5 protein-coding genes and 3 pseudogenes are annotated in these 14766 nt (G+C 67.4%); all 8 read right to left on the bottom strand.

What is annotated here, in order from left to right:
- Positions 1–139: 139 nt before the first annotated feature.
- Positions 140–2483: pseudogene (locus tag QP166_RS02635) on the bottom strand (xanthine dehydrogenase family protein molybdopterin-binding subunit).
- Positions 2480–3469 carry an FAD binding domain-containing protein gene (locus QP166_RS02630; protein ID WP_333914496.1) on the bottom strand — a complete coding sequence of 330 codons (990 nt, stop codon included), beginning with the start codon at positions 3467–3469 and terminating at the stop codon, positions 2480–2482. Before QP166_RS02630 ends, QP166_RS02635 begins: the two are co-directional and overlap by 4 nt.
- Positions 3466–3958: pseudogene (locus QP166_RS02625) on the bottom strand (2Fe-2S iron-sulfur cluster-binding protein). Before QP166_RS02625 ends, QP166_RS02630 begins: the two are co-directional and overlap by 4 nt.
- A gap of 130 nt (positions 3959–4088) precedes the next feature.
- Positions 4089–5072 (bottom strand): annotated as a pseudogene (locus tag QP166_RS02620) (lactonase family protein); the annotation flags it as partial.
- 110 nt (positions 5073–5182) lie between these two features.
- Positions 5183–8575: a glycosyl hydrolase 2 galactose-binding domain-containing protein gene (locus QP166_RS02615; protein ID WP_333914495.1), complete on the bottom strand. Its 3393-nt coding sequence runs from the start codon at positions 8573–8575 to the stop codon at positions 5183–5185.
- Between the two features lie 4 nt (positions 8576–8579).
- Positions 8580–9794: an ROK family transcriptional regulator gene (locus tag QP166_RS02610; RefSeq protein WP_333914494.1), complete on the bottom strand. Its 1215-nt coding sequence runs from the start codon at positions 9792–9794 to the stop codon at positions 8580–8582.
- The gene (locus QP166_RS02605) at positions 9791–11296 is read right to left on the bottom strand and encodes a tryptophan halogenase family protein (RefSeq protein WP_333914493.1); all 1506 of its coding nucleotides are present in this window, start codon (positions 11294–11296) and stop codon (positions 9791–9793) included. The genes QP166_RS02610 and QP166_RS02605 overlap by 4 nt, the downstream gene beginning before the upstream one ends.
- 153 nt (positions 11297–11449) lie before the next feature.
- A complete protein-coding gene (locus tag QP166_RS02600) occupies positions 11450–14617 on the bottom strand; it encodes a TonB-dependent receptor (RefSeq protein ID WP_333914492.1) in 3168 nt (1055 codons plus the stop codon).
- Between the last annotated feature and the right edge of the window lie 149 nt (positions 14618–14766).

Genomic DNA, 14766 nt, shown 5'->3' with positions numbered 1-14766 from the left:
AACGCGGGAGGATGACTTACGGTGCCAACCTATCGTCGCCCCGGACTTGATCCGGGGCCCCGCTTCTCCCTTCTTCGCGACCGCCCCCATCATTGCGAAGAAGCGGGGTCCCGAATCAAGTCCGGGACGACGGACGAAACTACAACAACTTGTCCAACGTAATCGGCAACTCCCGCACCCGCTTGCCCGTCGCGTGCCACACCGCATTGGCGACCGCCGCGGCAACGCCGGTGATGCCGATCTCGCCGATCCCATGCGCGCCCATCGGGGTGTGCGGATCGGGGATGTCGGTCCACATCACCTCGATCTCCGGCACGTCCAGATGCACGGGCAGATGATATTCGGCGAGGCTCGGGTTCATGATCCGCCCGTTGCGCTCGTCGAACTGCGTCTCCTCCATCAACGCCATCCCCAGCCCCATGATCATCCCGCCGCGGAACTGGCTGGCGGCGGTGCGCGGGTTGAGGATGCGCCCGCAATCGAACGCCCCCAGCAGCCGGCTGACCCGCAGTTCGCCGGTCACCGCATTGACGCGCACCTCGCAGAACAGCGCGCTGTGCGAATGCATCGACCAGTGCATCAGCTCCAGCGGCATCGACCCCGCCTTGGTCACCGACACCGCGCCGCGCTGCGCACGCGACAGGATCGACGCATAGCTTTCGCGCCGCGCCGGATCGGTACGGCTCGCCAGCCCGCCATCGACGCTGCCGACCTCGTCCGCCGACAGCCCGGCCAGCGGCGAGTCGTTGCCCGCCAGCTTCAGCAACTCGGCGACCAGAGCATTATGCGCCGCAATGACCGCCGCGCCGATCGCCGCGGTCTGCTGCGACCCGCCCGCCATGATCGCGCCCGGAATGGCGGAATCGCCGTACCCGACCTCGACCTGTCCGATCGGCAGCCCCAGTCGCTCCGCGGCGACGATCGCCGTGGTGGTGGAGGTGCCCATCCCCATCTCCGCCGCCGCGACATCGACCTGCGCCTTCACCGCATCGCCGTCGCGCGTCAGCGTGATCTCGCGCCTCCGCGCCCGGCATCCGGTAATAGGGATAGGTGCCGGTCGCGCAGCCGGTGCCGATCAGCCACTCGCCCTCGCGCCGCACCCCCGCGCGCGGATCGCGCTCCGCCCAGCCGAACCGTTCCGCACCCTGCCGCCACGCCGTGACGATATGCCGCGACGAGAACGGCATTCCGCTCAGCGGATCCTTGTCGGGCTCGTTGATGATCCGCAGCTCGACCGGGTCGATCCCCAGCTCGGTCGCCAGTTCGTCGACCGCTACCTCCAGCGCGAAGGTGCCGACCGCCTCGCCCGGCGCGCGCATGAAGGTGTTGGCGAGCATGTTCATCCGCGCCACCTCGACCTTCAACGCGAAGCTGCGCGCGGCATAGGTGCAGCGCGTGCCGAGGATGAACGGCTCGGGCATGTTGTTGTGCGGCGTCATCACCGACATACCGGTGTGGACGATCGCGTCGAACGTCCCGTCCTTCTGCGCGCCGATCGCGACGCGCTGCTCGGTCAGCGTCCGCCCGCCGACCGTCCGGTACACGCCCTCGCGCGACAATGTGATCCGCACCGGCCGCCCGGCGAGCTTGGCGGCGGCCGCGCCGATCACCTGATGGTCCCACAACCCCTTGCTGCCGAACCCGCCGCCGACATAGGGCGAGGTCAGCCGCACCTTGTCCGCCGCCAGCCCGAACACCGCGCCGATCGATTCGGCCTGTTGCGAGACCATCTGGCTGGCGTCGTGGATCACCAGCCCGTCGTCGACCCATGCGATCGTCGCGGCGTGCGGCTCGATCGGATTGTGGTTGTGGCGCGGCGTGCGATAGGTCTGGTCGACCTTGACCGGCGCCTCGCCCAGCAGCGCCTCGGCATCGCCGACATCGTTGCGCAACGGCTGACCGAAGAACATCGCCTGCTCGGTCCCGTTCGCCACCGCGCCCGCCACCGTCGTGGTCGAAGGCTCGGCGTCATAGGTCACGTTCAGCAGCGCGGCGGCATGATCGGCCTGCTCCTGCGTCTCGGCGAGCACGCACGCGACCGGCTGCCCATTCCAGTGGATGCGATCGTCCTGGAGCACCGGCAGGCTGTGCGGCCCGACCGCATTCGGCGCCGAGCCGAACACCGGCATGTCCTTCATCCGCGGGGCGTTCTGGTGCGTCATCACCAGCACCACGCCCGGCGCGCCTTCCGCCGCCGCGGAGTCGATCGCCGCGACGCGCCCGCGCGCGATCGGCGCATAGACCAGCGCAGCATAGGTCATGTGCTCGAAGCGATATTCGGCCGCGAACGCCGCCGCGCCCTTCACCTTCAGCGCCCCGTCCAGCCGCGACACCGGCGTCCCGATCAACCCGTGCTTGCGCGCGATCAGCGGGTCGGGCACCCCGCCCGGAATCCAGCTGTCGGGCGCGAGCGGCACCAGCTTCTGCATCGCGCTCTGCGCCAGCCCCTGCGCCATCTGCTTGGCGTCGTCGACGATGCTCATGCCGTCTCTCCCGTCTTCAGCGCGTTCAGCACCGCGACCAATGTCCGCGTCGCCAGCGCCGGCTTGAAGGCATTGTCGCGCAACGGCTGCGCCCCCGCGAACTCGCGCCCCGCCGCCTCCTGGATCGCGTCGTCGGTCAGCACCGCGCCACGCAGCGCTTCCTCGATCTGCGTCGCGCGCCACGGCTTGTGCGCCACCCCGCCGAACGCGACGCGCACATCCGCGACCCGCTCGCCGTCCATCTCCAGCGCCGCCGCCACCGAGATCAGCGCGAAGGCATAGCTCGCGCGGTCGCGCACCTTGCGATAGGTCGATTGGGCCGCGATCGGCAGCGCCGGCAATTCCACCGCGGTGATCAGCTCGCCCGGCTCCAGCACGGTATCGAGATCGGGCCGCTCGCCCGGCAAGCGGTGGAAGTCCCCGAACGCCACCGTCCGCGTCGCGCCGTCCCGCTCGACATGCACCACCGCATCCAGCGCGGCGAGCGCCACGCACATATCGGACGGATGCGTCGCGACACACGCCTCGCTCGCGCCGAGCACCGCATGGATGCGCGTGAAACCGCCGCGCGCGTCGCACCCGCTGCCGGGCGCCCGCTTGTTGCAGCGCGATCCGTCGGTGTCGTAGAAATAGGTACACCGCGTCCGCTGCATCACATTGCCGCCGACCGTCGCCATGTTGCGGATCTGCGCCGACGCCCCCGCCAGGATCGCGCGCGACAGCATCGGATAGCGATCCCGCACCGCCGGATGCGCCGCGAGCGCGGTGTTGCGCACCCCCGCGCCGATCAGCAGCCCGCCGCCCTCGGTCTCGGTGATCGCATCCGAAAGCGCAGAGACGTCGACCAGCCGCTCCGGCTGCGCCACCGTCTCGCGCAACAGGTCGACCAGGTTGGTCCCGCCGCCAAGATACGCCGCCCCCGGCGCGTTCCCCATCCGCACCGCCTCGGCGACATCGCCGGCGCGCGCATAGCTGAACGGCGTCATGCTACCGTCTCCAGGATCGCGTCGATGATGCCGTTATGCGCGCCGCAGCGGCACAGATTGCCGCTCATCCGCTCCTGCACCTCTTCGCGCGTAAGCGTCACCGTGCCGCCCAGATCGGCGCTGACATGGCTCGGCACACCGCGCTTCGCCTCCGCCGCCATCCCGATCGCCGAGCAGATCTGCCCCGGCGTGCAATAGCCGCACTGGAACCCGTCATGCTCGATGAACGCGGCCTGCAACGGATGCAGCGCATCGCCCTCCGCCAGCCCCTCGATCGTCGTGATCGCACGCCCGTCATACTGTACCGCCAGCGCGAGGCAGGACAGGATCTCGCTCGCCGTCGACCAGCACCGTGCACGCCCCGCACGCGCCCTGGTTGCAGCCCTTCTTGGTGCCCGTAAGGTGCAGATTCTCGCGGAGGTGATCCAGCAGCGACACGCGCGGATCGCCGGGCGGTGCCACCGCCAAGCCATTGACGATGATCGACATCCCACTCTCCATCTTGAGACAGAAACACAGGATAACAATCATTTCGCGTCGCGGAAGCCCCACGCGCGAAGATAGTCGTCACACGCCGATGAACACCGCCGATGGGATCTCGCACCGCCTGCGTCGGCCGCAGCGGCACGCCGTCGCGCCCGATCGCCAACCGCGCGACATCGCCCGATCGCTGGTTGGCGACCAGCAGCTCGCCCGATCCCTCCAGCAACCGGAAATAGCGCGGCCAATGCCCGCCGCTCGCGACATGACCGATCGGCCGCAGGTCGCCGGCGGCGTCGATCGCGAAGGTCGCGATACTGTCGTGCCCGCGATTCGAGACATACAGCCGCGTCCCCGCCGCATTCATCGCGATGTGCCCGGCATAGGTCTCGCCGCGATGATCGCGCGGCACCGTCGACAGCACCTTGCGTGCGACGAACCGCCCGTCCGGCAGCGCGCGCAGCACCGTCACCGTGTTCGCCAGCTCGGCAACCAGATAGGCGACCGGCAAGCGCGGATGCCGCGCCAGATGCCGCGGCCCCGATCCCGGCACCGCGCGATAGGCGATGTCAGTCCCCCAGGCGCCACTTGCCCCGAGCCGATGCGCGAAGATCGCATCCGCCCCCAGATCGACCGAGTGCAGCGTCCGCCCGTCACGCGTGAAGCCAACCCAATGCGCATGCGGCCCGGCCTGCCGCGCCTTGTTGGGGCCGCTGCCCTTGTGCTGGAGCGCGAGCACCGGCCCCTTCGGCAGCCCGGTCGCGCGATCGAGCGTCCACAGCGCGACGCTCCCGCTCGAATAATTGGCCGCGGCCAGCATCCCGCCGTCCGGCGACAGCGCGGCATGGCACGGGTCCGCACCCAGCGTCGACGACGCCGCGAGATCGCGGAATCCGCGATCATAGACGCCCAGCGCACCCTTCTGCTGCTCGTCGAGCACGTAGCGCAGCCCATGCGCGCCACGTACCGCGAACGAGGCATTGCGGATGCCCGGCACTGCCGTCCCGCTTTGCCACGCGTCGCCTACCTTGCGCAGCGGCACCACACCGGCCCCGCCCTCGGCGACATAGGTCCCGACCCACAGGGCCGGCGCCGGTGCCGGTGCCGCCAGCGCCGTCCGCATCGGCAGCGCGCCCAGCGCCAGCAGACCGCCGACGCAGGCACGCCGCGTCACCATCGGGATCTGATCGTCGTCCATCCCGCCAGAGAAGGCGTTTTGCGCTGCGTCGTCAATCATGACGCAGGCACCGTCGCCGCGGGCACGTTCCACCCGGTCAACGTCACGCGCGGCGCACCCTCGACCGTTGCCGGATAACGGATCGCGATCTCGCGCCGCTCGCCGGGCAGCAGCGAGACGTAATTGTCGTCGTAGAACGCGGGCAGGATACGCTTGCCCTGCGCGTCGACCAGCGTCAGCTTGGCGTTGAGCGCAGGGGTCGCGGTGTCGTTCGCCAGCGTCACCCGCACGACGCGATCCGCGCCATCGACCACCGCCGCCGCCGCGCGCGCGGTCAACGCCGCCGGCACCAGCGTATCCAGCGCCCGGTACGCGCTCTCGTCACGCCCGCGCCAATAGAAGTTCTCCGACACCGACGCGCCGTCCGCACCGACCAGCGACAGCTTGACCAGCACCATCGGGGTCGCCGCGAACAAGCTGTCGAGCGGTACCGCCGCCAGCGCGGTCGCGCGATTGGCGAGCGCATCCAGCCTGGTATCGCGCGCGAACAGCTCGCGATTGTCGAGGCCCACCACCTTCACCCGCGCGGTCAGCCCCTTGGCATCGGCCTGCGTGGTGTTGAGCACCATCAGTTCGTTGCCCGGCAGGTTGAGCTGGACGTGCAGCGGCTCGACCGCCTTCTTCGCCCCGTAATACGAAGCCTGCGTGTCGTAATCCCACGAATAGATCTGCCACGCGTTCGACGGCCACGCCGGATGCGTCATCCACAGCAGGCGCCCCGAATTCTTGGTCCACAAATGCCCCAGGAACCCCTCGTACATCGCCTTGTGCGTTTCGAGGTTCATCATCTGCGCCTTGCGCTCGAAATCGGCGAAGCTGGTGCCTGCGCCATACATACGGTCGAGCGCGGCCATGAACGTCTTGGTGTCGCCGTTCCCGCCGAAATGCCAATCGTGATAGGCGAGCACGTCGCCCAGCGGCCAGCGGTCCCCGGCGGGCACATAGCTGGCGATCGACTCCGCGGTCGAGAACGACGGCGTCCCCGTCTCGACCGAGAAGCCGGTCGCGAGATCGGTGAAATAGCCGACCGGCGCGCGGTAATTGTACGGCCCCGATCCCTGCAGGTTCACGACGTTCGAGCTGCCGGTGAACCAGCGCGTCCCGTCCAGTTCGAACACCGCCTTCGCCAGTCCCTCGTTGAGGACCGGATATGGCACGCCCTCGTTGCGCCCGAACCACAGGATGATCGACGGATGGTTGCGATAGCGCGCGATCGTGTCGCGCGCATTGTCGAGGAACAGCGACGCATCCTCAGGCTCGATCTGGAAGTTCTGCGTCGACTGCCAGAAGTCGTTGAGGACCATCATACCGTTCTCGTCGGCGAGGTCGAAGAACTCCTCTTCGTTGTTGTTGCCCATCCAGTTGCGGATCATGTTCATATGCGCCTCGCGCTGGAGGCGGAAATAGGGGGCGAGCCGGTCATAGCTGACGCGCTTCATCGCATCGTCCATGCCCCAGTTTCCGCCGCGCGCCGCGATCCGCACGCCGTTGACGCGGATCGTCAGGTGCGGCTCGGGCAAGGTCTCGGTGATCGGCGTCACGCCGCGCGATGTCTCGCCCGCCGGGGTCAGCGATTCCGCCCAGCCGGTCGGCGATTGCTTGATCGCGGCATGGCGGATGTCGATCAGCGGCGTGCCCGCCAGCCCGCCGTCGGTGGTCTGGACGTTGACGCGCCGCAGCGCGCCGCCCGCGTCGTACAGCGACAGGTCGTAACTGACCTCGCGGATGCCGAACCGCGCCTTGCGCTGGTCCGACACGCCTCGCGCATCCGCGACCTGATAGCTCACGTCATACAGATGCGGCGCGCCGTACCCGTTCGGCCACCACAGCTTCGGATTGGCGACGCTCAGCTGGCGGAACTCGGCGGGCGTGAACCTGACCTCGCTATGTCCGGTCGGCGCCGTCACTTGCTTCTCGACCGTCACGCCCTCGAACGCGACGCGCACCGTTACCGGTGTCGCCGCCCCGGCATTGTCGAGCGGCACCGTGACATAGACGTCGGCGCGATCGGTGCGCGGCAACGGCAGATCGGTGACGACATGCGGATCGCCGATCCGCACCGCGCCGGTCGCGATCAGTTCGACCGGCCGCCACAGTCCGGTGTTGCGGTCGCGGATGCCGGGAATCCAGTCCCAGCCCTCGGTCGCGACGAAGGTCGGGCCGTCGATCGCGAGTTGCCCGCCATTCTCGCCGACCCCCGCGCTCACCGACTGTTCGTGCGGGATGCCCGGATGCGGCGGCGGCGAGACGCGCACCGCGATGACGTTCTCGCCCGCCACCGGCACGTAATCGAACTGCCCGCGCACGAACGCGCCGTGCGTCTCGCCCAGCCGTTGTCCGTTCGCCCAGATCTCGGACGCATAATTGATCCCGCCGAACACCAGTGTCAGCCGCTTGCCGGCCGCTGCGGCTGGGACGGTGAAGCGCGTGCGATACCAATAATCCTGCCGCGCGAGGCTTTCGGGGATCTTGAGGTTGTTCAGCCCGTAATAGGGATCGGGATAGACGCCGCGATCGACCAGGGTCTGAAGCACCGTCCCCGGCACCGTCGCCGCCCGCCACGTCCCCGCGGGGTTGCCGGGCCGCGACAGCGTCGCGCCATCCCCCTTCACCTCGGGCGCGGCGGCGAGCGTCCAGCCGTTCACCTGCCAGCGATTGTCGGCGAGCGGCTGCATCGCCGCGACGTTCGGCACCGGCTTGGCGACCGGCGCGGTATAGGCGTCGTCGCGCGACGTCGGCAGCGTCCACGCGTCCTGCTGCGTCGTCAGTCCGATATTGGCCTGCTTCTGGAACGGCCAGCCGACCCCGACCTCGGTCATCTGCACCAGCGCCGCATCGGGCTTCGCCCGCGCGATCGCCGCGACCTGCCGCGCGTCGAGCGCCCCGCCGGTCACACGCGCATCGATCAACTCGCCGCCGAAATGCGGCTGTCCCGACTCCGCCGGCGCGATCGCGATCTGCGGCGTCACCGCGCTGGATCGCGCCGCGCCGCCACCGACACGGCGGCCGTCGAGATACAATGTCACCCGCGCGCCGTCCGATACCGCGGCAAGATGATGCCATCCCTTCGGCACCATGGCACCGCGCAGCACCGTCGCGCCGTCGCGCAGCACCATACGCCCCTTTTTGAGCGACAGGGCGCGCTCGGCGGCCGGTATTCCAAGGCGGATCAGCGTCCCCGACGCGTCGTTCGGCGCACCCGCGTCGATCCAGGTCGCGATCGTGTACGGCGCCCCCGCGGCGACCAGTGCCTCCGCGCGTTCCAACGGCCGCTCGATCCCGATACCGCCCTGAAGAAAGCGCGCATTATACGGCCCGGCGTTGCCGATTTCCTGCGCCTGCGCGCTCCCGGCCAGCAACATTCCGGCGATCATCGTCGTCCCGCGCATCATCCTACCGCCCTTTGTCTCGTGAAGTCATCGCGCTAGGCTGACGCCCCGGCGTATCGGCGGGCAGCAGCAAATGCCCGAACGCCAGCAACGCGGCTCCGATCGCGGGCGAATCCTCCGCCAGTGCCGCAGTACGAATCGGCGCTAAAACAGGTGCATAGCCGCCGTCGCGCTGCATCAACGCGCTCGTCGCCTGCCCCAACCGCTCGACCAGCGCGACCGGCAACCGCCCCCCGACCAGCACCGCACCGGGGTTCAGCAGACAACTGACCGCCACCAACGGTGGCGCCAGCGCTGCGGCGGCGCGCGCCACCCAGTCGTCGGTCACCGCCGTCACCGCCGGATCGTCGAGATCCCGCGCGTGAATTGCCTGCCCGACCAGGCCCTTGGCCTCCAGCGCGCGCGTCAGTCCGGCGATCGACAGCACTTCCTGCAACGGCACGCGCCGTCCATTTTCATCCTCGACCAGCAGGAACCCGATCTCGCCGCTTCGACCATTCGCCCCCCGATCGTAGAGCGCGTTGACGACCACGCCCCCGCCGAGACCGACGGTGATCAACAGATAGAAAAAGCTCGCATATTGCTGCCCGAGCCCGAACTGCATCTCACCGATCGCCGCCGCCGCGGCGTCGTTTTCAACCGTCACGGGCAGGTCGAGCGGCCCCTCGAACAGCGACGCGACGTCATGCGTCGACCAGCGATCATAATCGCGCGGCCGTCCGGGCAGGTCGATCGCGCCGAGATCGTCGGGGCGCGCCACCCCGATGCCGCTCAGCGCAGCAGGCAAAATCCCGCCCTGTTTCAAAAGCATGTGGACATGCTCACGATAAAAGGCGCGCACGTCCTCGGGGCTGGAGTAGGCGACCTCGCGGCTGATCCGCGCACGCGACCGGCCCTCGAAGTCCACCACCACCATCGTCAAATGGTCGCGGTCGATGTTCACCCCGATCGCGAACGCCCCGTCCGGCTTCACGCACAGCCGCGTCGCCGGCTGCCCGCGCCCGCCACGCCGCTGCCCGGCGCGATCGAGCAGACCTTCGTCGAGCAAGCGGTTGGTAATATTGGTGACCGTCGCGGTGGTCAGCCCCGTGACCGCCGCCACCTCCGCCCGCGTCGCCGACCCCGCGACACGGATCGCGTGGAGCACGACACGTTGATTATGGAGCCCGGCATGTTCGATGTTCGCTCCCGTCAGGCGAAGCAGCGCGGCGACGTTCATGCCCGGCCTGCGTGGACACGCATCAGGAAGTCGGCATGCGGCTCGGCATGGCGCAACGTCGCATCGATCGCCGCGCGCATCCGCGTCAGGCTCTCGCGCAGATCGGCCTCCCGCATCTGGTCCGCCATTGGCGCGTAACGTGCGGGCAAATCATCAAATCCTGCATACATGCTCAGCCAGCTCGCATCCTGGAACGTGTCCCACTCGCGCCGCACGAACTCGCCGGCCGCCCGCCACGCATCAAGCTTGCCCTGCAATCCGTCGCTCGGTTCGATCGCACGGACATGATCCCAGAAGGGTTCGCCGATCCGGCGGTTGCCGCTGTAATGCAGCATAATGAAGTCACGGATGCGCTCGAATTCCAGCACCGATTGGCGGTTGTAGGTCGCGGCCAGCCGCGGGTCGATCTCGCGGGTCGGGAACAGCGGGATCAAGCGCTCCAGCCCCGATTGGATCAGCGTGATGCTCGTCGACTCAAGCGGTTCGAGGAAGCCCGATGCCAGTCCGAGCCCGACGACGTTCTTCTCCCAGAAGCGCGCGCGATGCCCGGCGGTGAAGCGGATACGGTTCGGCTCCGCCAGCGGCTTGCCTTCCAGCGCACCCAGCAGATCGTCTTCCGCCGCCGCATCGTCGATGAACTCCGAGCAATAGACATGGCCGTTGCCGACCCGGTGACGCAGCGGAATGTGCCACCGCCACCCCGCGCGTGTCGCGGTCGCGGTGGTGAACGGCCGGTGCACCTGCGCCGCTTCGCACGGGATCGCTACCGCACGATCGCACGGCAGCCACCTCCGCCAGTCGACGAACGGCACCTCCAGCGCATCGCCCAGCAACAGGCTGCGAAACCCCGAACAATCGATCCATAGATCGCCCGCGATGTCCGGCCCGCTGTCGAGCGTCACCGCGGTGACACGCCCGTCCTCACCGTCGTGCGCGACCTCGGTGATCCGCGCATCGACGTGCCGCACGCCATTGGCGAGCGCGAGCCGCCGAAGCAGCGCGGCGAATTTCGACGCGTCGAAATGGACGGCGAAATTGAACACGCCCAGATCGTTGGCGGGCCGATCGACCGGCGGAAGGAACAGCCCGCGCTCCGCCAATTGGGTGGCAAGACAATAGGTGCCGAGCGAGGTTTGATCGCCCGCTGCCCGCAGCTTCAGCCAATAATGGTGGAATGCCACGCCCTGCGCGCCGACCCCGTACAGGCCGAACGGATGGAAGAAGTCGTGCCCGCCTTCCTTCCACCCGGCAAAGCGGATGCCGTATTTGATCGTCGCCTCGGTCTCGCGGAGCACGTCCGCTTCGCCGAGTTCGATCGCGGCGAAGAAGTCGCGGATCGCGGGCACCGTCGCTTCGCCGACCCCGATCGTCCCGATCGCCGAGCTTTCGACGACGGTGATCGCCACCCGCAGATGCGCCAGCCGTCGCGCGAGGAAGGTCGCGGCCATCCAGCCCGCCGTCCCGCCGCCGACGATCACGATCGATCGTATCGGGTCATGCATGTCGATTATCGTCCCCGCCCCCTGCCCGTCCCTACGAGCGGCGCGAAGCAATCCGGAGCGTCAGGCCCCCGGCCCAGGATTGCTTTGCCCCGCTCGCAATGACGCAGCAAACGGCCGGGTCGTCAATCACCGACGACCCGGCCATCGACACGATCAGAAGCGCACGCGTGCGCCGGCGATGAAGCGCCGCTCGTAGATGTTCTCGTTGAACACCTGATCGGTCCAGGTCAGGTAATAACGCTCGGTCTCCGCCGTCAGGTTCGACGCCTGTCCATACAGCGTGATGAACGGCGTCACGTCGTACGAAATCGACGCGTCGAGATAGTTGGTCGGAGCCTGATATTGCGCCAGCCCGACGATCCCGCCGTAATTCGACGACACCAGACGCTTCGAGCGATAGTTATACGCAACGCGTGCCTGCAACCCGTACTTTTCGAACCACAGCGCCGCGTTGACCTGGTGCTTCGAATTGTCCTGGAACGGCTGATTGTTGCCCGCCAGATCGACCAGCCCGGCATCGCCCAGCGACAGCGTGTAGTTCGCATCGACGCCGAAGCCGCCGAAGAAGCCGTTGACGCCGTAGTCGGCCAGCGACTGCCGCGCCGAAGCCTCGATGCCCTTCAGCGTTCCGCCCTCGCCCTGCGCCAGGGTGTTGGTGACCACAGGACGGCGGATCACGCCGTCATTGTCGGGGATGTCGTTGCGGATCTCGGTCGTGTTCGCGATGAAGCTGTCGACCGCGATGTAGAAGGCACCGATCGCCAGCAGGCTGGACCGGCCGGTATAATATTCGAAGCTGCCTTCGACGTTGGTCGCGCGCCACGGATTGAGGTTCGGGTTGCCGACCGACGTGGCGGTCTGCGCCTCGAACCGCGCCGGATTGATCGTGGTGTTGATCGCATAACCGACGTTCAGGCCACCGCCCCACTGCTGGAAGTCGAGCAGCGTCATCGTCTTCGAGAAGGCGGCGCGAGCGCGCAGCTTGCTGGTCACGTCGAAGGCGATGTTGATCGACGGCAGGAAGTCGGTGAACTCGCGCTTGGTGACCAGATCACCCGCGTCCACGCCCGACACGCCGTATGGCTGCGGGTTGCCGACGATGTTCTGGCGCACGTTGAGCTTCGTGTTGACCACCTGCAGGCCACCGTTCGCGCGGAACGGCATCCCCAGCAGCTCGCCCTCGCCCGACACCTGAGCATAGCCCGAGATCTGGCGCGTATGCACGTCGAACGACAACGCCGGGTTCACGAGGTTCTGGCTGCCCGGGTAGAACTTGTTCTGCCACGCCTCACTATTGTCCATCGCCTTGGGATCGAGAACATAGAGGTTGGGCGCGCCGTTCGCGGGCAGCGCATATTGCTTGATCAGCCCCGCGAAGATCGGGTCGGTCGCCTGCCGCGTCAGACCGGCGGTATAGGCATTGCCCTGCGCGTCGAGCACCGGGCACGACTTGTCGTTGAGGTTGACGTCGAACGCCTTCCACTTGACGAGGCAGCCCGCCGCCGGGTTGGCCGCATTGTCGCGGTTGCCGGCATAGAAGGGCGAGACGCGGTCGAAGGTGAACTGATTGACGCTACGCTCGCCGTAACGGCCACCGAATGCCACCTTCAGCTGATCATTGGCCTGCCACTCGGCATCGCCACGCAGCGCCCAGATGTCGCCCTTCTGATAGACGTTGCCCTCCGAGGAGATCGTCTTCAGCCCGTAGCGCGACGGATCGGATGCCTGCGCGAGGAAGCCCGGCGAGAAGCCGAACACCGGCGCGCCGCTCGAATAGTCGACGGTCGCGGTGTCGCTGTAGATCTGATAGCCGGTCGGGTTGAAGGTGACGTCGCCGCCCGGGTAATTGCCGACGCCGTTATACGCCCATTGCTTGCCGTTGGTCAGGCTGAACTGCGTGTAGGACTGATCGCGGTTACGATAGGCCTTGCCATAGATGCCGCGGACGGTCGCCTTGAAGGTCTCCGACGGCTTCCAGTCGAGCTGCAGGTTGTAGTTCTGCGACTCGCTCTTGGTCCGGAAGGTTTCCGCATAGCTGTCGAAGTTCGGCAGCCCGTAGGTATATTGCTGGACCGTGTTGACGTTGAACGGTCGACTGGCGGTAATCGGAATACGGTCGCCGCCGTTCGGGTTGGGGGCATCGCCCAGATTGACAGTCTGGTTATAGGTTGCGCCGGTATCGGTCGACTTGGTCGGCACGAAAGGCGACGACAACCAGTCGACGTTCTGGAACTGGAAGCCGGCGGTGCGATCATATTGCGTCTGGCGAGTATAGAAGGCGTCGGCGGTCAGTTGCAGCGCGTCGTTGATCTCGAATTGCAGCGAGGCGTTGGCGCCGAACCGCTGGCGATCCGTGACACGGTTCCACGCGGTGTGCGACTGCGGCGTGATGTACGTGTCGTTCGCATCGCCGTCGCCGTTCAGGTCATAGCCGACCAGTGCGCCCGACGAATTGCGGATCGGCGTGCCGCGGCTGACGCCGTTGTTGCCGGTCGCAAACTGCCCCGCAATCGCTGGCGACAAAACGCCGTCGCTGCCGATCGTCGCATCGCGGCCGTACTCGTTGTTCAGCGCGACGCCATAATCCTGGATCCCGCGGAAGCTGTTGGCGAGCGTGAGATCGCTGTACGCCGCGGACACCAGCAGGCCGACGCGCTCGCCATGGAAGGCGATCAGGCCATTGGCAGACGGATTCCACTTCTTGGTCTTGTCGCCATACTGACCCTCGGCTGCGGCCGAGAAGGTCACCCCGCGCTTCAGGTCGAACGGACGGCGCGTCAGCAGGTCGACGGTGCCCGACAGGCCCGCCTGTTGCAGCGAGGCGGTCGGCGACTTGAAGACGGTCGCGCCCGAGAAAAGCTGCGACGGAATGTCGGTGAAGTTCGGCTGGACGGTCGTCACCGAATTGGCGCCGAGGAACTGCTCGCCATTAAGCAGCGTCGTCACCTGCGGCAGGCCGCGGATGTTGATCGCCGCACCCTCGCCCGCGTCGCGGCGGATCTGCACGCCTGCGATGCGCTGGAGCGAGTCGGAGATCGTGACGTCGGGCAGCTTGCCGATGTCCTGCGCGCTGATCGCTTCGACGACGCTATCGGCGTTGCGCTTCACCTCGATCGCGCGCGCCTGCGACGCACGGATGCCGGTGACGACGATGTCGCCTGCGGCGTCGTCAGTCTGCGTGGGGGCAGCGACCTGATCGGCCGAGGTGGCTACGGTATCCGCGGTGGCGGTCTGCGCCGAGGCGCCTCCAGCCATCGCCATCGTGAGCACGACTGGCGACACGGCGGTCAGCATGGCGCCGCGCACGGTAATCTTACGCATTGATCCTCCCCTTCATCCCTGAAAACATCTTTTATTTAATAAGGCTTTTTTATTTAATGAGCGATCCGGCGGTTTTGTCAACCTCTCGCCGCACCTCTCACCCTGCTAAAAGATGGTTACGGGCCGCTCACGTCATCGGCTGGATTGAA

This window comes from Sphingomonas sp. LR60, from assembly GCF_036855935.1.
In the GTDB taxonomy this organism is placed as follows: domain Bacteria; phylum Pseudomonadota; class Alphaproteobacteria; order Sphingomonadales; family Sphingomonadaceae; genus Sphingomonas.
Note: the sequence above shows the minus strand (reverse complement) of the source record. Positions and strands in the feature narration are given on the sequence as shown.

Coding starts and splice junctions, on each gene's coding strand:
- QP166_RS02610 (WP_333914494.1), bottom strand. CDS start 9,794: ATGAACGTCGCCGCGCTGCTTCGCCTGACGGGAGCGAACATCGAACAT.
- QP166_RS02600 (WP_333914492.1), bottom strand. CDS start 14,617: ATGCGTAAGATTACCGTGCGCGGCGCCATGCTGACCGCCGTGTCGCCA.
- QP166_RS02615 (WP_333914495.1), bottom strand. CDS start 8,575: ATGCGCGGGACGACGATGATCGCCGGAATGTTGCTGGCCGGGAGCGCG.
- QP166_RS02630 (WP_333914496.1), bottom strand. CDS start 3,469: ATGACGCCGTTCAGCTATGCGCGCGCCGGCGATGTCGCCGAGGCGGTG.
- QP166_RS02605 (WP_333914493.1), bottom strand. CDS start 11,296: ATGCATGACCCGATACGATCGATCGTGATCGTCGGCGGCGGGACGGCG.